The organism is Mesorhizobium sp. M0802 (assembly GCF_040320115.1).
In the GTDB taxonomy this organism is placed as follows: Bacteria; Pseudomonadota; Alphaproteobacteria; order Rhizobiales; family Rhizobiaceae; genus Mesorhizobium.
The window spans coordinates 160,056-179,269 of sequence record NZ_JAMYOY010000014.1 but is presented as its reverse complement, the minus strand read 5'-3'; the positions used below and the strand labels follow the sequence as shown (position 1 = coordinate 179,269).

General features: G+C 64.4%; 18 protein-coding genes. 7 read left to right on the top strand and 11 right to left on the bottom strand.

Features of this window, described 5'->3' with window-relative positions:
- Positions 1 to 243: 243 nt before the first annotated feature.
- From NKI10_RS20350 to NKI10_RS20330, 5 genes are all read right to left on the bottom strand, one after another.
- Positions 244 to 426, bottom strand: a complete 183-nt coding sequence (locus NKI10_RS20350) for a zinc-binding dehydrogenase (RefSeq protein ID WP_352538166.1) — start codon at positions 424 to 426, stop codon at positions 244 to 246.
- Between the two features lie 691 nt (positions 427 to 1,117).
- A complete protein-coding gene (locus NKI10_RS20345) occupies positions 1,118 to 1,945 on the bottom strand; it encodes a metal ABC transporter permease (RefSeq protein WP_352861653.1) in 828 nt (275 codons plus the stop codon).
- The gene (locus NKI10_RS20340; protein WP_352861652.1) at positions 1,929 to 2,723 is read right to left on the bottom strand and encodes a metal ABC transporter ATP-binding protein; all 795 of its coding nucleotides are present in this window, start codon (positions 2,721 to 2,723) and stop codon (positions 1,929 to 1,931) included. Before NKI10_RS20340 ends, NKI10_RS20345 begins: the two co-directional genes overlap by 17 nt.
- A gap of 26 nt (positions 2,724 to 2,749) precedes the next feature.
- Complete coding sequence (locus NKI10_RS20335) at positions 2,750 to 3,631, bottom strand: metal ABC transporter solute-binding protein, Zn/Mn family (RefSeq protein ID WP_023727024.1); 882 nt, start codon at positions 3,629 to 3,631, stop codon at positions 2,750 to 2,752.
- Positions 3,632 to 3,862: 231 nt separating this feature from the next.
- Entirely contained in the window at positions 3,863 to 4,924 is a 1,062-nt protein-coding gene (locus tag NKI10_RS20330; protein WP_352861650.1) for a maleylacetate reductase, read from the bottom strand.
- Between the two features lie 309 nt (positions 4,925 to 5,233).
- On the opposite strand from NKI10_RS20330, the gene NKI10_RS20325 reads away from it, so the two are divergent.
- The 6 genes from NKI10_RS20325 to NKI10_RS20300 all read left to right on the top strand — a co-directional run bounded on the left by NKI10_RS20325 (position 5,234) and on the right by NKI10_RS20300 (position 12,127).
- Positions 5,234 to 6,118, top strand: coding sequence for an AraC family transcriptional regulator (locus NKI10_RS20325; RefSeq protein ID WP_352861648.1), 885 nt, complete (start codon positions 5,234 to 5,236; stop codon positions 6,116 to 6,118).
- Positions 6,119 to 6,346: 228 nt separating this feature from the next.
- A complete protein-coding gene (locus NKI10_RS20320; RefSeq protein WP_023672498.1) occupies positions 6,347 to 7,411 on the top strand; it encodes an ABC transporter substrate-binding protein in 1,065 nt (354 codons plus the stop codon).
- Between the two features lie 153 nt (positions 7,412 to 7,564).
- Complete coding sequence (locus NKI10_RS20315; RefSeq protein WP_023715131.1) at positions 7,565 to 8,389, top strand: ATP-binding cassette domain-containing protein; 825 nt, start codon at positions 7,565 to 7,567, stop codon at positions 8,387 to 8,389.
- Positions 8,386 to 9,645, top strand: a complete 1,260-nt coding sequence (locus NKI10_RS20310) for a sugar ABC transporter permease (RefSeq protein ID WP_352861646.1) — start codon at positions 8,386 to 8,388, stop codon at positions 9,643 to 9,645. The genes NKI10_RS20315 and NKI10_RS20310 overlap by 4 nt, the downstream gene beginning before the upstream one ends.
- 27 nt (positions 9,646 to 9,672) lie before the next feature.
- Positions 9,673 to 10,401: an SDR family oxidoreductase gene (locus NKI10_RS20305; protein ID WP_352861644.1), complete on the top strand. Its 729-nt coding sequence runs from the start codon at positions 9,673 to 9,675 to the stop codon at positions 10,399 to 10,401.
- Between the two features lie 118 nt (positions 10,402 to 10,519).
- Positions 10,520 to 12,127 (top strand): FGGY-family carbohydrate kinase, encoded by a 1,608-nt coding sequence (locus NKI10_RS20300; RefSeq protein WP_352861642.1) that lies wholly within the window; start codon positions 10,520 to 10,522, stop codon positions 12,125 to 12,127.
- Between the two features lie 10 nt (positions 12,128 to 12,137).
- Here NKI10_RS20300 and NKI10_RS20295 read toward each other — a convergent pair whose 3' ends face one another.
- From NKI10_RS20295 to NKI10_RS20270, 6 genes are read right to left on the bottom strand one after another with little or no spacing between them, the layout of a single operon-like run.
- Positions 12,138 to 13,067: a phosphatidate cytidylyltransferase gene (locus NKI10_RS20295; protein ID WP_352861663.1), complete on the bottom strand. Its 930-nt coding sequence runs from the start codon at positions 13,065 to 13,067 to the stop codon at positions 12,138 to 12,140.
- A 20-nt stretch (positions 13,068 to 13,087) separates the two neighbouring features.
- The gene (locus NKI10_RS20290; RefSeq protein ID WP_023685463.1) at positions 13,088 to 13,756 is read right to left on the bottom strand and encodes a lysophospholipid acyltransferase family protein; all 669 of its coding nucleotides are present in this window, start codon (positions 13,754 to 13,756) and stop codon (positions 13,088 to 13,090) included.
- A gap of 3 nt (positions 13,757 to 13,759) precedes the next feature.
- Entirely contained in the window at positions 13,760 to 14,194 is a 435-nt protein-coding gene (locus NKI10_RS20285) for a hypothetical protein (protein ID WP_352861639.1), read from the bottom strand.
- A gap of 10 nt (positions 14,195 to 14,204) precedes the next feature.
- The gene (locus tag NKI10_RS20280) at positions 14,205 to 15,560 is read right to left on the bottom strand and encodes a phosphatase PAP2/dual specificity phosphatase family protein (protein WP_352861637.1); all 1,356 of its coding nucleotides are present in this window, start codon (positions 15,558 to 15,560) and stop codon (positions 14,205 to 14,207) included.
- Positions 15,561 to 15,564: 4 nt separating this feature from the next.
- On the bottom strand, positions 15,565 to 17,346 hold the full coding sequence (locus NKI10_RS20275; protein WP_502897558.1) for a bifunctional alpha/beta hydrolase/class I SAM-dependent methyltransferase: 1,782 nt from the start codon (positions 17,344 to 17,346) through the stop codon (positions 15,565 to 15,567).
- A gap of 41 nt (positions 17,347 to 17,387) precedes the next feature.
- Positions 17,388 to 17,990, bottom strand: a complete 603-nt coding sequence (locus tag NKI10_RS20270) for a CDP-alcohol phosphatidyltransferase family protein (protein WP_352861633.1) — start codon at positions 17,988 to 17,990, stop codon at positions 17,388 to 17,390.
- A gap of 238 nt (positions 17,991 to 18,228) precedes the next feature.
- Between NKI10_RS20270 and NKI10_RS20265 the strand changes: the two genes are divergently transcribed.
- Positions 18,229 to 19,212: a TIM barrel protein gene (locus tag NKI10_RS20265; protein WP_352861631.1), complete on the top strand. Its 984-nt coding sequence runs from the start codon at positions 18,229 to 18,231 to the stop codon at positions 19,210 to 19,212.
- Positions 19,213 to 19,214: the final 2 nt, after the last annotated feature.

Genomic DNA, 19,214 nt, shown 5'->3' with positions numbered 1-19,214 from the left:
CCATGCCTTGCGATATCGCTGGCGCGAACCACCACGAAAGCGCAAGTTTCAGTCCATGCCAAAGCTATCTTAGCGCCTATGCCCTTGAGGGGGAGATGTCGCCGAAGGCGACAGAGGGGGTCGCCTCTCGTAGAGCGCCAACCTCCTTCCGCCGCAGTAGGTCGAGCCCGGTCGGACCGACCCCCTCTGCCCTGCCGGGCATCTCCCCCTCAAGGGGGGAGATTGGCAGCTCGCGCGCCTCGGTTACCAGTCGAGCTTGAACGCAAGCTTGCCGAAATGCTGCCCGCCTGCCGCCATGTGCGCGTAGGCTTCGGCCGCCTGCTCCTGGCTGAACACCTTGTCGACGACCGGGTCGATGCGGGCGGCGGCGATGGCGCGGACGGCGGCGCGAAGGTCAGATACCGACCCGGTGTTGTTGCCGACCACCTTCAGTGCCTTGATGATGATCGGCAGCAGGTCGACCGTGGCCTCGGCGCCGGTGACGAAACCGATGGTGAACAGCGCCCAGCAGGGGGAGGGGGACGTAGCGAAGCGAATATCGGTTAAGAGGGCGTCACCTCGTTCGCTTCGAACCGATGCGGATCGAAAAGCTGAGACGATGGCGTTCTGCGGAGCCTGGTCGAGATAACGCAGGCCAGGACTGCTGCCGGGTCGCCGGCGCGTCAGCCAAGAGCGAGCGGCGCACTTCGAGAGTGCATGCCGCCCGTCCGGCGCCGGGCCGTCAATGCTGTTGTTAGGAAACCCCCCAGCCCCGTCTCAACCGCCACGGCCATGGCGTGACCCATGGCTTGCTATACGCATGCAGCGCCGCGGTCTGTCAACGCCGCCCGCGATGGCCGCGGGAGGTCGCTTTTGCGCCTCCCGGCCAGCTTTCCAGCCGGCCTCGCGCAAGTCATTCGCCGCTGCAAAATGCGCTTGAAATGGCGGTTTTCCGGGTTTTCCGGCCGCTCCGGAGCGGACCTTTGGCACGCCAGAGGTCGCGATCTAGGCGCTTGAATCGATTGCCTTTCGCGGCTGAAAACGTTTCAGGAGCCCGGTTGTAGACCTGACTTTTTTTGGGTGTATTTCCCTGACGTCAATTTTGCAGCCCGCCTGATCGACCTACTGGAGGCAAGCCTCAGGGACTGGCGTCGGCCGCCTGAGTCTCTCGGACCGACGGGCGCCGGACCATGCCGCTGACGACATAGGCCGCCGCGCCCAGCGCCGTGATCCAGAAGCTCGTCGGCCAGTCGGTCAGGAAGGCGAGCGTCAGGCTGATCCAGGCGATGATCACGGCAAGCGCGATGGACGTCAGCACGCCGGCTCCGACGCCGCTGGTAAGCCTGAGCGCGGTGGCTGCAGGCGCCACCATCAGCGCGAAGACGAGCAGCACGCCGACGATCTGCACCGCCTCGGACGTGGCGACGGCGACCAGCACCATGAACAGGGTCGAGACAAGAGTGAGCGGCACGCCGCGCGCTTCGGCGAGTTCCGGCTGCAGGCTGGCGAACAGCAGCGGCCGCGCGATCAGCAAAAGCGCGACAAGGATCGCCACCGCCAGCACCGCAAGCACGATGACGGTGCGCAGGCTGATGCCCAGCACATTGCCGAACAGCACGTTGGTCGCCTGCGAGGCGAAGGCGGTGTAGAAATGCAGAAACAGCAAGCCCAGGCCGAGCGACAGCGTCAAGACGATGCCGATGGCGACGTCGCGATGCGCGCGCTCGCCAAGCAGGCCGATGCCGATGCCGGCGGCGACGGTAAACACCGTGAGGCCGAGAAACGGCGACAGCCCGATCAGGCCGGCGCCCGTGGCGCCGGGAAAGCCGACATGGGAGAGCGCATGACCGGCGAAGGTCTGGCCCCGGAGCACGAGGAAATAGCCGACCGCGCCCGAAACGATGCCGACGATGGTGCAGGCATAAAAGGCGTTGCGCATGAATTCATAGTCAAAGATCGTGGACATGCGCCCCGCTCTCCAGTTCGACATCGTCGGCCATGACGAAGATGCGGCCGGCAACCCGCACCACATTGATATGCGTGCCGTAGAGTTTCGACAGCACCGGCCCGCTGATGACCTCGTCGACGGAGCCGATCGCCGCCTTGCGGTTGCCGAGATAGAGCACGCGGTCGACGGCGCGCAGCAGCGGGTTGATCTCGTGCGAGCAGAACAGCACGGCAATGCCGAGCCGTTCGCCGATCTGATGCACCAGGTCGATGATCGCGCGCTGATGGCCCGCGTCAAGACTGATCAGCGGCTCGTCGAGCAAAAGCAGTTGCGGATTGCCGATCAAGGATTGCGCGATCAGGATGCGCTGGCGCTCGCCACCGGAAAGCTCGCCCAGCGGCCGCCGCGCAAGGTCGCCGGCGCCTACCTCTTCAAGAGCCTTCCACGCCGCCTCCTTCTCGGCAGCCGATGCGACGGGCCAGCCCCAGCGATGCCCGCCGGCGGCACTCAGCACGAAGTCGAGGCCGCTGACGCCGACATCGCCAAGCGCGCGCCGCGCCTGCGGCATATAGCCGATGTCGGCGTTGCCGCGCGTCGGCGATTTGCCAAACACCGAAATGGCGCCGCCGGCCGGTTTGATCAGGCCGAGAATGGCGCGCAGCATCGTCGTCTTGCCGGCGCCATTGGCGCCGAGCAGGCCGACAAAGGCGCCTTGCGGTAGAGAAAAGGAGACGTCGGATAAAACCCGGCGTCCCCCATAGGTCAGCGTGACCTTGTCGAATTCGATTGCGTTCATTTAGTCACATTCATTCGCAGTCACGTTCATTGTGTGCGGGCGGCGAGCGCCTTCTGAACCGCGTCGATCTGGCCGCCGAACCAGGTCTGGATCGTCTGGCCCGCCGGTTCCGTCTCGGTGACGCCGATGACAGTGACCTTATTCTGCCTGGCGATGTCGAGCAGCCTTGTCGTTGCCTCGTCGGTCACCTGCGAATTGTAGAACAGGATCTTGGCCGAGCCGTCCTTCAGGCTGTTTTCGAACGCCGCCACCTGCGTGGCGCTCGGCTCCGCATCGTTCATCAAAGCCACCTGGAAATCGTAGTTCAGCATTTTCAGGCCGAGCGCTTCCGCCATGTAGCCGAAGACCGGCTCGGTAGCCGTCACCTCGGTGCCGGCATAGGTGTTCTTGACCTCGGCGATTTCCTTGTCAATGGCCTCGAGCGAGGTCTGGAATGCCTTGAGATTGGCCTCGTAATGCGCTGCATTGGCCGGATCGCGTTTGGCAAGATCGGCGCTCAGCGCCTTGGCGATGGCCGGCAGCGTCGCCGGGTCGTACCACAGATGCGGGTTGTCGCCCGACTTCTTGCCGATCAGGTCGGCGGCGACGATGGTCGTGCGATCCTTGGCTGTCGAGGCCGACAGCAGCTTGTCCATCCACGGATCGTAGTCGGCGCCGTTGTAGATGACGATCTTGGCGTCGGCGATGGTGCGCGCCGTCGACGGGCTGGTCTCGAACAGATGCGGATCGTCATCGGGATTGGCCAGGATGCTGGTGACGGCGACGTTGCTGCCGCCGATCTGGCGGGCAAGGTCGCCATAGAAATTCTCGGCCGCCACGATGGTCAGCTTGTCTTCGGCGCGGGCAGCCGTGCCGGTCAAAAGCGGCACCGCGACGAGCAGCGCGGCGAGAAAGGGAATGCGACGCATCCGTGGTCTCCTTGCAGTCTGAAAGGTATGTCGCCGGAGAGGCGGGCTGTGTAACTGTATAACAGTAACAATATAACGTTTGCGTCGAAAATACGGCTGATGTCAATGGGCTTTTCGAGCCGCGCAGTTTTTCACGCGCACAAATGCGTGAGCGGCCTGCGCCGATCAGGCGGAGCCACTCGTGGCGGTATCCTGATGAATTCGCGGCGGGTAAATTCCTGCTTGTTGCCGTCAGTTTTGCGGACGCCTTCCCTCCCACGCGTGCTGCAACAGGGCGCGGATTGCGGCGCGGTCGAAAGGCCGCGGATTCGAGTATGGGTTCCTGGTCGCAATCTCGGCGGCGCGGTCGAGATCGGCCTGCTTGAGGCCGAGTTCTTTCAATGTAAGGGGCGCGCCGACCGCCTTGGCGAAATCGTGGAGACCGCTACCGGCGCTGCCGCCAAACAAGTCGGCGACCGGCTTCAACAAGTCGGGCACCGCGGCGGCGTTGAAGCCGATCGTGTGCGGCAACATCACCGCATGCGTCTCGGCATGCGGCATGTCGAAAGAGCCGCCCAGCGTGTGACAGATCTTGTGATGCAGCGCCATGCCGACGGCGCCGAGCACCGTACCGCACAGCCAGGCGCCGTAAAGCGCATCGCCGCGTGCATCGATATTTCCAGGCTCCTTGGTCAACACCGGCAGCGCCGCCGCCATGGCGCGCAATCCTTCTTTCGCCATCAGGGTGGAAATCGGATGGCGATCCTGCGCGTAAAGCGCTTCGGCCGCGTGCGCCACGGCGTTGAGTCCTGACGCGACGCTCATCGCTATCGGCAGGCCGACGGTCAGCTCTGGATCGTAGATCACCACTTCCGGCAGGATCCTTGCGTCACGCATTGTGGTTTTTTCGCCGTTCTCGGTCTGACCGAGGATCGGCGTCACCTCCGAGCCGGCATAGGTGGTCGGGATGACGATCTGCGGCAGGTCGGTGCGCCAGGCGATCGCCTTGCCGAGACCGGTGGTAGAGCCGCCGCCAAGCGCGACAACGCAGTCAGCCTTGACCTCGGTCGCCTTGGCCATTGCCGTTTGGGTTATCTCGACCGGCGTGTGCATGGCGGCGCCCGAAAAGGTGCCGGCCGCCAGCGCGCCGAGGGATTTGGCAAGCGCCTCGCCGTCGGCAGCCCGATGCGGCGTCGACAGCACCAGCGCGCGATTGCAGCCGAGTTTTTCGATCCAGGTGCCCACCTCGGACGACGCGCCATTGCCGAAGACAATATGCGCAGGGCTGCCGGAGTAGGTGAACGTCCTTGTCATGCCGATCCGCTCCCTTTGCATATTATCACTGTGACGGAGCCGAAATCGAGCGACCAGCTCTCGCCGCCGGCGACATCGTTTGCGTCGTCACCGTCTCGCAAGCGGGGCCTGATCTCTCCCGCGTACTCGCAAACGTATCGCCTTGACCACAAAAACGTCAAAAAAGTATCAGTGAGGTGGACACACCGTGGTGGCGGCTGCATGAATTGCCGCCTAAGCTTCGATCACTGCAGAGAGCGGCAAACGCGGCCTGCGGGAGATGGCACTGCAACTGGTCGCATGACCGGACCGGCGCCGGGAGGAACTGACATGAATCCGGACTTGGAAGTCGTCCAGATCAGACGCGGCGAGTCGTTCAAAGCCTGGGCCCACGGCTACCCCTTCCACACGGTGCGCTGGCACTTCCACCCCGAATACGAAATCCATCACGTCGTCGCCACCACGGGCCATTATTTCGTCGGTGACTTCATCGGCGAGTTCGAGCCCGGCAATCTCGTGCTCACCGGACCCAACCTGCCGCATAACTGGGTCAGCGACGTGCCGGCAGGCGCCAGCGTGCCGCTGCGCGGCCGCGTCGTGCAGTTCTCGCAAGAGTTCATCGCCGACGCCACCGCCGCGTTGCCGGAACTTGCCGGTTGTGAAAACATTCTCGAGCTCAGCCGCCGCGGCGCGCTGTTCTCCATCGCTACCGCCAAGCTCACCGCACCTGTGCTGGCCGAACTGGTCGAAGCGCAAGGCGTGCGTCGCATCGCTTTGTTCATGGAGCTCATCGAAATTCTGAGCCGCGCCGCCGATGTGAGGACGCTCACCAGCGCCAGCTATCTGCCAGATCCCTCAGGCTTCATGTCGGCCGGCGTCAACAAGGCGCTTGCCTATATCAACGCCAACCTGACCGAGCCGTTCAGCGAAAGCGATCTGGCGGCGATCGCCGGCCGCAGCCCGAGCGCGTTTTCGCGCAGCTTCCGCCGCCATACCGGCATGGCGCTGGTGCAGTATGTCAACCGGCTGCGCATCAACCTTGCCTGCCAGCTGCTGATGAGCGAGGCCGACATGCCGATCACCGAGATCTGCTATGCCGCCGGCTACAACAACATCTCGAATTTCAACCGCCAGTTCCTGACCCAGAAAGGCATGTCGCCTTCGCGCTTCAGGGCCCTGCTGGCGGAAAACGTCAGCGCGGAGATTGCCGCCTAACAGGGAGGACCGGGAGGAGCCTAGACATTTACTGAGGTAAGAACGCGGGGTGCGTTGGAGGCGCCCCGTGCTGGAGATCGCTTGTCCCGAAATCCAGGGATATCAAGGGGATGCGCAGCACGGATCAAGTGCTCCGTTGTTCCTCGCAACAGCCGACTGCAGTCAAGGCCCGGCGCCATGTGGTGTCCAGGGCTTCATGAAACCATTCCTTGAAACGGAGCTATCAAAATGACCAGATTTGCCTGGAAATCGACGGGAGCCATTGCGCTCACTCTGTCTCTTCTTGGCGGCACCGCTGCCTTTGCCGCCCCGGTTACCGACGCCACGGTCGCCTTCTTGATGCCCGACCAGGCCTCGACGCGCTACGAGCAGCACGACTATCCCGGCTTCGTCGCCGAGATGAAAAAACTCTGCCCCGGCTGCAAGGTGATCTACCAGAACGCCGATGCCGACGCCTCGCGCCAGCAGCAGCAGTTCAACTCGGTAATCTCGCAGGGCGCCAAGGCGATCGTGCTCGACCCTGTCGACTCGACCGCCGCCGCCTCGCTGGTCAAGCTGGCGCAGAGCCAGGGCGTCAAGGTCATCGCCTATGATCGCCCGATCCCGACTGCACCTGCCGACTTCTACGTCTCGTTCAACAATGAAGGCATCGGCAAGGCCATCGCCGACTCGCTCGTCGAACACCTCAAGGCGCTGAAGGTCGACCCCGCCAGCGGCGGCCTGCTGCAGATCAACGGATCGCCGACCGACGCGGCCGCCGGGCTGATCAAGAAGGGCATCCATTCCAGCCTCGACAACAGCGGCTACAAGATCCTTGCCGAATACGACACTCCGGAATGGGCGCCGCCGAAGGCGCAGCAATGGGCAAGCGGCCAGATCACCCGCTTCTCCACGCAGATCGTCGGCGTCGTTGCGGCCAATGACGGCACCGGTGGTGGCGCCATCGCCGCCTTCAAGGCCGCCGGTGTCGATCCGGTGCCGCCGGTGACCGGCAACGATGCGACCATCGCCGCCCTGCAGCTGATCATCGCCGGCGACCAGTACAACACCATCTCCAAGCCGAGCGAGATCGTTGCGGCGGCTGCAGCCAACGTCGCCGTCCAGCTTCTGTCGGGCGAGACGCCGAAGGCCGAAATGACCCTCTACGACACCCCGTCGCAGCTGTTCACGCCGGCGGTGGTGACGCAGGAAAACCTCAAGGCCGAGATCATCGACAAGAAGATCAACACCGCCGAAGAGCTTTGCGTCGACCGCTATGCCGAAGGCTGCAAGAAGCTCGGCATCACAAAGTGACAATGCAGGTCGCCCCAAAAGTGCGCAGCGGTTTTGGGATAACGACATGCATAAAAGGATGACCTAGGATCCTGATCCTGCTTTCCGGCCGCCCTTGCGGCGGCCGGAAGTTCGCAGTCACTCTTGACCGTCCATCCGGAAAGGTTTGCCACCATGTCTGACATCTCTGACGGACCGGTTTCGGCAGGCGAGCTGGTGCTCAGCCTGCGCGGCATCTCGAAGAATTTCGGCGCCGTTTCGGCGCTCACCGATATCGATCTCGACGTCCATGCCGGCGAGGTGGTGGCGCTGGTCGGCGACAATGGCGCCGGCAAGTCGACGCTGGTCAAGATTCTGGCCGGCGTCCACCAGCCGAGCTCGGGCACCATCAATTTCCGCGGCAGGCAAGTGACGATGCCCGACCCGAGCGCCGCGCTGACGCTCGGCATCGCCACCGTCTTCCAGGATCTCGCACTGTGCGAAAACCTCGACGTCGTCGCCAACATCTTTCTCGGCAAGGAGATCAACCCACTACGGCTGGACGAGGTGGCGATGGAGATCCGCGCCTGGACGCTGCTCAACGAATTGTCGGCGCGTATTCCAAGCGTTCGCGAGGCGGTCGCCTCGCTGTCCGGCGGCCAGCGCCAGACGGTGGCGATCGCCCGGTCGCTGCTGCTCGACCCAAAGGTCATCCTGCTCGACGAACCGACCGCCGCGCTTGGCGTCGCCCAGACGGCCGAGGTGCTGAACCTCATCGACCGGGTGCGCGAGCGTGGCCTCGGCGTGCTGATGATCAGTCACAATATGGAGGACGTGCGCGCCGTCGCCGACCGCATCGTGGTGCTCAGGCTCGGCCGCAACAACGGCGTCTTCGAACCCGACGCCTCGAACCAGGAACTGGTCAGCGCCATCACCGGCGCCGCCAACAATGCAGTGTCGCGCCGCGCCGAACGGCGCAAGGCCGCCGAACAAGCGAACAATCAGGAGCAGCGGCCATGAGCGCGGAGCCCAAGCAGGACACCTCCTCGTCGACGGCGCTCGACCGCAGCGACGTGCGCGTCAAGCACCAGGCCGGCGTTGGTGGCGCCATCAGCGCCTTCTTCGACCGCGTCCGCTCCGGCGACCTCGGCTCGCTGCCGGTTATTGTCGGACTGGTCATCATCTGGAGCGTGTTCACTGCCCTCAATCCGGTCTTCGTCTCGTCGAGCAACCTCGTTAATCTGTTGTTCGACTGCTCGACCGTCGGCGTCATCGCGCTCGGCATAGTCTGCGTGCTGATGGTCGGCGAGATCGACCTGTCGGTCGGCTCGATCAGCGGCTTTGCCTCGGCCATGGTGGGCACGCTGTGGGTCAACCAGGGCTGGCCGGTGGCGCTCGCCATCCTCGCCGCGATTGCCGTCGGCGGTTTCATCGGCGCGCTCTATGCCTTGCTGTTCAACCGGCTCGGCATGCCAAGCTTCGTCTCGACGCTCGCCGGCCTGCTCGCCGTGCTCGGCCTGCAACTGTATATTCTGGGCTCCACCGGCTCGATCAATCTGCCCTATGGCTCGAACCTGGTGAATTTCGGCCAGTTGCTGGTCATGCCGGACTGGCTGTCCTATGCACTGGCGGCATTGCCCGGCATCGTCATGCTGATCACCGGCCTGCGCACCGTCAGCCGCCGCCGGGCCGTCAATTTGTCGGCGCCGTCGGTCGGCGGCCTCATCGTGCGCGTCGCCGCCTTGACCATCCTGCTCGAACTGATCGTCGGCTATCTCAACCAGGCGCGCGGCATACCGTGGATGTTCGGCCTGTTCGTCGGCCTGGTGGTGGCGATGAACTATGCGCTGATCCGCACCCAATGGGGCCGCTCGATGACCGCCGTCGGCGGCAACCGCGAAGCGGCGCGCCGGGCCGGCATCAAGGTGCGCTCGATCTACCTCAGCGCCTTCGTCATGTGCTCGATGTTTGCCGCCCTCGGCGGCGTGCTGTCGGCAGCGCGGCTGGCCTCCGCCAGCCAGCAGGCCGGCACCGGCGACGTCAACCTCAACGCCATTGCGGCGGCGGTCATAGGCGGCACCAGCCTGTTTGGCGGCCGTGGCAGCGCCTATTCCGCGCTGCTCGGCATCATCGTCATCCAGTCGATCGCCAGCGGGCTGACCTTGCTCGATCTGTCATCGTCGCTTCGCTACATGATCACCGGCGCCGTTCTGGCAATTGCGGTCATCGTCGACTCCCTGGCACGCCGCTCGCGGGTTTCCCACGGCCGAGCCTGAACCAACAGAGAATACGAGGATAGAAGAATGGCTCAGGATTTGAGTGGAAAAGTCGCGGCGATCACCGGCGCCGCGTCGGGCATAGGCCTGGAATGCGCGAGAGCGCTGATTGCCGCCGGCGTCTGCGTTGTGCTCGTCGATCGCGCCGCCGACGCGCTGAAAAGCGTCTGCACCGAACTCGGTCCCAACGCGATCCCGCTGGTGATCGATCTAATGAAGCCGGCCAGCGTCGCGACGATGATGCCGCAAATCCTGGACAAGGCCGGCCAGCTCGATATCTTCCACGCCAATGCCGGCGCCTATGTCGGAGGCCCGGTGCTCGAAGGCGACCCCGATGTGTGGGACCGCATGCTGAACCTCAACATCAACGCGGTGTTCCGCTCCATACACGCGGTGCTTCCGCATATGGTCGAACGAAAGACCGGCGACATCATCGTCACGTCCTCGATCGCCGGACTGGTGCCGGTGGTCTGGGAGCCGATCTATACGGCATCCAAGCATGCCGTGCAGGCCTTCGTCCACACGGTGCGCCGGCAGGTCGCCCCGCACGGCCTGCGCGTCGGCGCGGTGCAGCCGGGGCCGGTGGTGACAGCGCTGATCAGCGACTGGCCGAAGGATAAGCTTGAGGATGAACTGGCCAAGGGCGGCCTGATACAACCGGTCGAGGTCGCCGAAGCCGTGCTGTTCATGCTGACGCGGCCGAGAAATGTCACTATCCGGGATCTGGTTATCCTGCCGCAGAGCAATGATTTGTGAGGCAGTAGGCGTTAGGCAGTAGGAAATGGGGAGAGGCTCTTGCAACTGACCGTTCACTGCTGACCATCTCGCCTACACCCTACTCCCTACTCCCTACTGCCTAACTTCTGAGGTTCCCATGTCCCACTTCCTCGGCATCGACGTCGGCACTGGCAGTGCCAGGGCGGGGGTGTTCGACAGCAAGGGCACCATGCTTGCCTCGGCGAAGCGCGACATCGCTCTGTTCATCGAGCCCGGCGAAATCGCCGAACAGTCGAGCGAGGACATCTGGCGCGCGGTTTGCGCCAGCGTGCGCGAGGCGGTGACGGAGTCGGGGCTTGCCGGGCGCGACATTGCCGGCATTGGCTTCGACGCCACCTGTTCGCTGGTCGTGGTCGGCCAGGATGGCGCGCCGTTGCCGGCCGGCAGTTCCGGCGACAGCCAGCGCAACATCATCGTCTGGATGGATCACCGCGCGCTCGACCAGGCGCAGCGCATCAATGCCGGCAAGCACGCCGTGCTCGACTATGTCGGCGGCACCATCTCGCCGGAAATGGAAACGCCGAAGCTGCTGTGGCTGCGCGAGAACCTGCCCGCCACCTTCGATGCGGCCGAGCATTTCTTCGACCTGACGGACTATCTGACCTGGCGCTCAACCGGCAGCCTGGCGCGCTCGATCTGCACGCTGACCTGCAAATGGACCTATCTCGGTCATGAGCGGCGCTGGGACGATGCCTATTTCCGCGCCATCGGCCTCGGCGCGCTCGCCGATGAAGGCTTTGCCCGCATCGGCACCGAAATCGTCGAGGGTGGCACGGCACTTGCCCAAGGCCTCACTGGGGCCGCCGCGGCCGATCTCGGCCTGCTGCCGGGAACGCCGGTTGCGGCCGGCCTGATCGATGCCCATGCCGGCGGCGTCGGCACGGTTGGCGGGCAGGGCTCGGTCGGCACCTTGCAGTCGCGCACGGCCTATGTGTTCGGCACTTCGGCCTGCACCATGGCCAGCACCAGCGAGCCGGCCTTCGTGCCCGGCGTCTGGGGTCCGTATTTTTCCTCGATGGTGCCGGGGCTTTGGCTCAATGAAGGCGGGCAATCGGCGGCGGGTGCTGCAATCGACCACCTCGTCGCTTTCCATCCGGCCACGGCTGAGGCATCCGCAAAAGCCAAGGCGGAAGGTCTCGGCCTGACCGCTTGGCTTGGTCAGCAGGCGGCGAAACAGTCCGCCGACCTGTCCGCAGTAGCGCACCTAGCCGATGGACTGCATGTCGTGCCGGAATTCCTCGGCAACCGCTCGCCCTTCGCCGATCCTGAGTCCAAGGCCCTGATCGCCGGGCTTGGCATGGACACGTCCCTCGACAGCCTGGTCGCGCTCTATGTCGCCGGCCTGCTGGGCATCGGCTACGGCGTTCGCCAGATCCTGGCGGCGATGGCCAAAAAAGGCATTGCCATCGACACTATCGTCGTCAGTGGCGGTGCGGCGCAAAGCGAGCTGGTACGTCAGCTTTTGGCCGACACCACAGGCCTGACCGTCGCCGGTTCGACCTCGCCCGAACCGGTGCTGCTCGGCTCAGCCATATTGGCTGCGGTGGCGGCGCAAAAATTTCCCGATGTGATCGCGGCGATGACCGGCATGTCGCGCATCGGCGACATCTATCGCCCGGCCGGTGGCGACCTCGTGCCCTGGCACGACAAGCGCTTCGGCGCCTTCGAATTGCTGCAGCAGGCAGGCCGGGCCATCCGCGATTGAACGGCTTAGCTCACGTCCAGAAATAGCGGACGATGTGGAAGAACACCGGTGCGGCGAAGACCAGGCTGTCGGCGCGGTCCATCATGCCGCCGTGACCCTCGATCAGGTGACCCCAGTCCTTGACGCCCTGGTCGCGCTTGATCGCCGACGCCACCAGCCCGCCGAGGAACCCCATCAGGCAGGCGATGAAGGCGACGCCTGCCGCCGCCAGCGGCGAGAACGGCGTCAGGAACGACAGCAGCGCGCCGAGCAGGCTCGATGCCACCAGCCCGCCGACCAGCCCTTCCCAGGTCTTCGAGGGCGAGACGGAGGGCGACAGAAGATGCCTGCCGAACAGCTTGCCGAAAATGTATTGCAGCACGTCGCTGCCTTGCACGGTGATGATCAGGAAGGCGATGAGCAGGAGGTTGCGGCCCTCGAAACCGGGCACGTTGAGGGTCAGCAGCGCCGGCACATGGCTGACGCAGTAGACCGAGATCATGACCGCCCATTGCTGCGCCGACACCCGCTCGAGGAAGCGCTCGGTGTCGCCGTTGAGCGCGGTGATCGCCGGCATCAAGAGGAAGCAGTAGACGGGGATGAAAATGGTGAAGAGCCCGTACCAGGCGGTCCACACCAGCCAGTACTGGAAGGGAATGATGATGCCGAACATGCCGAGCAGCACCCAGTGGTCGCTGCGCCGGCTGTGCGTCAGCGTCGCGAACTCGCGCAGCGCGGCAAACGAGATCAGCGCAAACAGGATGGTCATGCCGGTGCGGCCGAAGAAGAAGGCGACGGTGATCGCCAGCACCATCACCCACCAGGCGTTGATGCGCTGGTTCAAGTTGACGAGCGTCGAGGGCAACGGATTCGGCGCCCGCCACGACAGGATGCCGGCAATGACGCTCGCCGTGGTCAGCACGCAGACAAGGCCGGCCAGCAGGATGACGGTTTCATGCATCGGTGGAAGCGTGAGTGGCATCAGTCGTCTCGATCCGGACGCGGGTTGAGCGACAGCAGCGTCTGGCGCGCGCGCTCGAGGAAGGTGCGGCGTTCTTCGCCGGGCGCGATCGCCACCGGCGGACCAAAGACGACGCGGCACAGAAGCGGCACCGGCAGGAACTGGCCCTTGGGCAGCACGCGCGACATGTTCTCGATCCAGCACGGGATGAGTTCGACATCGGGCCGCGCCATCGACAGATTGTAGAGGCCGGAGCGGAACGGCAGCAGATCCGCCTCCGTCGTGTTGCGAGTGCCTTCGGGAAACAGGATCAGCGAGTGGCCGTCGTCGAGCACCGACAGCATGATCGAGATCGGGTGTTGCGTTTCGTCGGTCCACTGCCGGTGGATGAGCACGGACGACAGCATGTCCTGCGCGATGAAGCGGCGCAGCCGCGACTTGCCCCAATATTCGGCCGCCGCGATCGCATGGGTCCGGGCGCGCACCTTCTCACTCAGACAGGCCGACAGCAGGATGAAATCACCATGGCTGGCATGGTTGGCGAAGTAGATGCGCTGCCGCTCCGACGGCTGGCTGCCGTTCCAGATTGGTCTGACGCCGGTTACCACCCAGGCCGCCGCCGACAGGCCGACCGACGTCACCGTCTGCAGCAAGGTGAAGGTGTTGGCGCGCAGGTGAAGTTTTGTCATGGCTCAAACAAATGCTGCGAAAAGGGATGCCGCAGCAAACATGGCGAGCGCCATGCGCTGCCTTGTCAGCAGGCGGCGCGTGCCTGCCATGCGATGGTCGAGCGAGCGGCCGCCGGCAGTGGTGGATTTCAGGCGCATGCGCGCCAGCACATCGTCGACCGCGGCACCCCCGGCGGCCTCGCTGGCGTGGCTTGCCATCAGCCGGAACAGCAGCGCATCGAACAAAAGCAAGGCCGAAAGAGCCAACGTGGCCACGGCGCCCGCCGCCGCGACCAGCCAGGCCGCCGCGGACAGCGCTGTCGTCTGCGGTCCGGCCACCAGGCCGATGACCGGCGCTGCCATCACAGCCGCGACCACCAGCAGGATCGGCCACACCGCCTGCACCATCAGCCCGGCGGCGAATATTTCCGCCTTCTCGGGAAAATTGTCGCCACTCATGCCGGCCAACTCATGTCGGTTCTTCCAGCCCCGGTTCATCCAGCCCGATCTGAAGGTGCACGGGCCTGCCCGACGCGGCGAGTTTCTTGCGCGCCTGTGCAGCTGTGTACGAGCGCCCCGTCACCACCAGCCAGTCGGCGACAATGGCCGCACTGCGCTGGAAGCCGAGCGCGCAGCAGACCAGGACGGTGCCGCGCCGGCGCGCCAGCTCGATCGCCGCCACCGCTCGCTCCAGCCTGTCGTGAGGCGGCGCCACGAGGTCGAGCATCGCGTAGCTGATCCAGCGGCAGGTCACGCCGCGCGGCCGTTCCATCTCGCCGGCAAGGTCGATCACTGTGCCGAAGCGGTTGGCCTCGTCGGCACTCGGAAACCGGCCGAGGAAAACACCGTCGGTGATCTCCACTTGCGGCGCCAGTTGGCGGGCCCATACCCACACATTGATCCGGGCGCCAAGCCGGTAGGGCAGGAGCAGGATACGGTTGGCCAGTGAGACGCTACCATCGGCTGCCTTCTGGAACACTTTGGCGCCGGCCCCAGCATAGCCGAAGGCGACGATGGCCAGCGCCAATGCCGGCCACAACAGGATGAGAAAATCGGCGGAGACCAACGCGCCCTCGGCAGCGCCGGCCAGGGCAAGGGCCGCCCCCAGCCCGTAATAACCCGCCAGCCGCCGCGCCCTTGGGTCGGCGGTCAACCGAAAACCCCAGAAAGGCAATTCGCCCTTGGACGGAAACAGCCACAGCGCAAACAGGCCGAGCAGGGCGCCGGTCGGAATGTCGATGAAATGATGCTGCCAGGTCGTCAGCACCGAAGCGCCGATGAGAAAACACCAGACGTGCCAGACGGGGCGGAGAATGCCGCCGAGACGGTGGCGTGCCAGAACGTGACGCCAATGGTCCCAAATGATCACCAGCAGCGCGATGTGCAGGGACGGCGCCTGGTTGAACGGCTTGTCGAAACCACCGAGAACCGCAAACAGGAAACCCGGCAAGCCGTTGGTTTCCGGCCGCACGAAGGTCGCCGTCAGCGGGAACGCGATGAAGCAGGCGACGGCAATGATCTGCGCCGAGAGATAACGGCCGGCGAGCCGGTCGACACCGCGCCTGGTCGTGTTGAGCAGCAACGATAGGCCATAGAACAGATTGATCGACCAGTAGGGCACGATCGTCCAGGCGACGAACGGGACGGCGTGCTCCCAAGCGTAGACGATGCTGCCGACATGGTCGCGCCGCGATGCCAGCCAGTTGGCAAAGCCATAGGTCGCGTAGAAGAACGGCGCCAGCAGGACCAGCCAAAGGGCTGCCCTCAGCACGATGCCCAAATAGGGTTCCCGCGCCGGGGCAGGGTCAGTGACAGGCAGGGCCATGGTCTCAGACGCGCCGTGCGACCGAGACGGTGAAGATGCCCCATTGGTCGATCCGCTGGTCGATCTTTTCGAAACCGGCAGCAGCCACCAACTGGTCCATCTCGCCTTGCGTGCGCCGCCGCATCACCCAGGCCTGGCCGCCGCGATGCGAAGTCAGGCTGCGCGCGATCATCTCCAGTTGCGGATGCCATGGCTGGTTGGTGTAGACGAGCAGGCTGCCGGGTTGCATGGCGCTCGCCAGCCCGCCGAGCGAGCGGGAAATCATCGTATTGTCGGCGAACAATTCGTAAAGTCCGGAGACGATGGCGAGGTCCGGCGCCGGGGTCAACCCAGCCAGCATGTCGGCATCGAAGGCGTCGGCCTGATGGAAGGTAACGCTGGTCGGCAGACGCCGCTCGGCGATCAGCTTCGAGCCGAGTCCGACATTGAGCTCGGAATAATCCTGCAGCCGCACGCTTGCTGGTGGTTCAGTGCATTTGGTGACGGCATCGAGCACATAGCGGCCGTGACCGGCGGCGATGTCGAGCATGTGGACGGGACGGCCGGCTGCCTTCAGGCTGGCGGCGGCGTTGCCGATCAGCTCTTCCAGATGCAGCTTGCGCTGGCGGATGCCGCGCCAGCCGATCGCGTCGAGGAAGGTGCGGTCGATCATGCGGCCGATGAAGCCGGTGCCGCGCGCGTCGTTCTCGTAGACATAGTCGAGCGTCGAGCCGGAATCGAAGCCGGTGGCGATGCCAATCTTCATGCCCGAAGACAGCCAGGCGCCCATGCGGATCGAGGCGCGACTCATCGCCCAGAAAATTCCCTTGGGCGACAACAGCGTCAGCGGCGAGGCGAGCCTCTCGGCCTCGTCGCGGGTGTAGCCGGCGCGGTCGGCCTGAAGCAAGTCGATGGTTTTCTCCGGCGTGGCAAATTGCTTTTCGAGGAACGGCCGGATCAAGTCCAGCGCCTGCTTGCGATCGCGCTCGCCCAGCGTGTCGTGGAAGAAGCCGGGCAGCACATGCCGCTCCTTGGCGCTGCTGCCGAGATTGACGAAGAATTCGTGCTGCGGTCCATGCCGCACCACCCAATCGCTGCCGGAGATCAAGAGCTGCGTCGGCACGGTGATGGCGCGCGCGTCCGAGACGATGCGGGCAGCGTGGTCGTAAAGCTCGACCAGGATGTTGGAGGCGATCGGTCGCGTGATCAGCGGATCGGCGTCGAAGGAAGCGATGCGCTCGGCATCATGCGTCAGGAACTTCGCCTTGACGTAGGAATTGACGAAGAAGCGGCCCTTGAGCTTCTGCCACAGCGCAATGCCCTCTTTGGCGAAGGGCACGTAGAGCTTGACCGAAAAGGCCGGTGAAGCCACCACAAGCGCGCGGATGTCGGGCGCATAGTCATGCACCCAGGCAGCGGCCAGCACGGCGCCGAAGGACTGCGCGATCAGCGCGATGTCGCGCTGGCCAAAACCATCCCGGCCGATCTCACGCACCAGGCAGTCGATGTCACGAACCAGGGCGGCAAAGGATGGCGCATAGCCGCGATCGCCGGCCGAGCGGCCATTGCCGCGCGCGTCCCAGGCGTAGAAGGCATGGTCGGGCATGGCGAGTTCGTCGACCAGATGCGCCATGCGGCCGCCATGCTCGTGGCCGCGATGGAACAGAAGGATCGCACCCTTTGGCGTCGACTCGGCGGCCGGCCAGTAGCGGTAGAAGATCTCGGTGCCGTCATGGCTCTTGAACGTGCGCTCCTGCGCGATGCGCTCGAGGCTTGCCGGTGCTCCGGCTGCAATGGTCTGGTGGATCATGGTTTCCCTCTGGCGGTCGGGTGCCTGACGCTTTGGCATCATGCGCCGCCCGCTCTAAGGCCGCCGCGTATCCGGTTGATGGCGGTTACGACTGACAGTGTAGCCATGACCGGAAACACAAAGGGCACAATCGCTTGGAACCATAGGCCGCAGGCGATGAGGAAGGCGATGACGCCGAGCACCAGGGCTCGGTCGCTCTTGCCGAACGGCCCGGCATAGTTGCGCCCGCTGCCTGCGGCAACGCCAAGCACGCCGGCGAACTCGACAAGCATGGCGGTAATAGCGAAGGCAACGACACCCCAGGCCGGGAACAAGGTGGCAAAGGCCAGGATCAGCGCCAGGTCCGAGACGACGTCGCAGAGTTCGTTGAGATACATGCCGAGTTTTGATGCTTGCCCATGTTCCCTGGCCAGTATCCCGTCAATGGCGTTGAGCGCCATGCGCACGAACAGCACCACCGGCATCAACAGGAACACCAGGAGATGGAAGGCAAAGGCAGTGACCACCAGGCCGGTGGCGATGGACAGTGCTGCGGCGAGAAGCGTGATCTGGTTGGCGGTGACGCCGGCATCGGCCAGCCGGTCGGCCAGCGGCCGCAGCCTGGCCTGAAAGGCCGGTTTCAGTTGATAAAGCGTTGGCATGTGCGATCCCCCAACCGCGGCTCATGACAGTGTCGGCGAGATTGGTCAATCGGCAGGCAGGGCGCAAGGGCTCGCACCAGCATCCGCACCGTTGCGGGACTCGAAACTCCCGGCATGGATGCAGAGGCGCAGCCGAAGATCTCGGCCAAGCAGGATGTTGCGCGCTACAAACCGCCTCGCAAATGACAACTTTACAAATACTCGTATTTATGTGAAGTAAATCACTGAAAGGTCGATCATGACAAACAGTCGCTTCGCCACCCGCCTGAATTCCTTCGCCTCGCGGCCGCAAGCCGAATGGCCTGATCTCACCGGCAAGCCGTCCATGCTGCAGATGGCCACTCGCGCGGCCAAGGTCGACGGGTTGACCGATCTTGATCTTAATTTCCCCGATCATGTCAGTGAAAAGCCGGCTGAAATCGCCCGAAAGCTCGGCGGTCTCGGGCTTTCCATCAATGGCTTTGCCATGCGTTACTACTCCAATCCGGCCTTCAAGCTCGGCGCCTTCACCAATCCGGACCCGGCGGTACGCCGCGAAGCCATCGATCTGACCAAGGCCGGTATCGATGCGGTGCGCGCCGCGGGCGCCAGTTTGATGACGCTGTGGCTCGGCCAGGATGGTTTCGATTACGCCTTCCAGGCCGACTATGCGACGCTCTGGCAGCACGAGATCGATGGGGTTCGTGAAGTTGCCGCGCATGATCCCGGCTGCCAGATCAGCCTGGAGTACAAGCCGAACGAACCGCGCTCCTACTCGCTGATGCCGGATGCCGCGACCACCTTGCTGGCGATCCGCGAGGTCGGCCTACCCAATCTCGGCGTCACGCTTGATTTCGCCCATGTGCTCTATGCCGACGAACAGCCGGCCTTCGCCGCGGCGCTGATCGCTCGCCACAGCAAGCTGCTCGGCGTCCATCTCAACGATGGCTATGCCAAGCGCGACGACGGCCTGATGCTCGGCGCGGTGCACACGCTGCAGACCATCGAACTGCTGCGCCAGATCCGCCGCGACGGCTACGCCGGCGCCATCTACTTCGACACCTTCCCCGACATGACCGGGCTCGATCCGGTGCGCGAATGCGAAGTCAACATCGCCACCGTCAAGCGCCTGCTGCGCGTTGTCGACCGGCTGGAGAAGGATAACCGCCTGTCCGCCGCCATGGACAGCCAGGACGCCGTGACGTCGCAGGCCATCGTCCAGGAAGCCATGCTTGGGTCGTGACG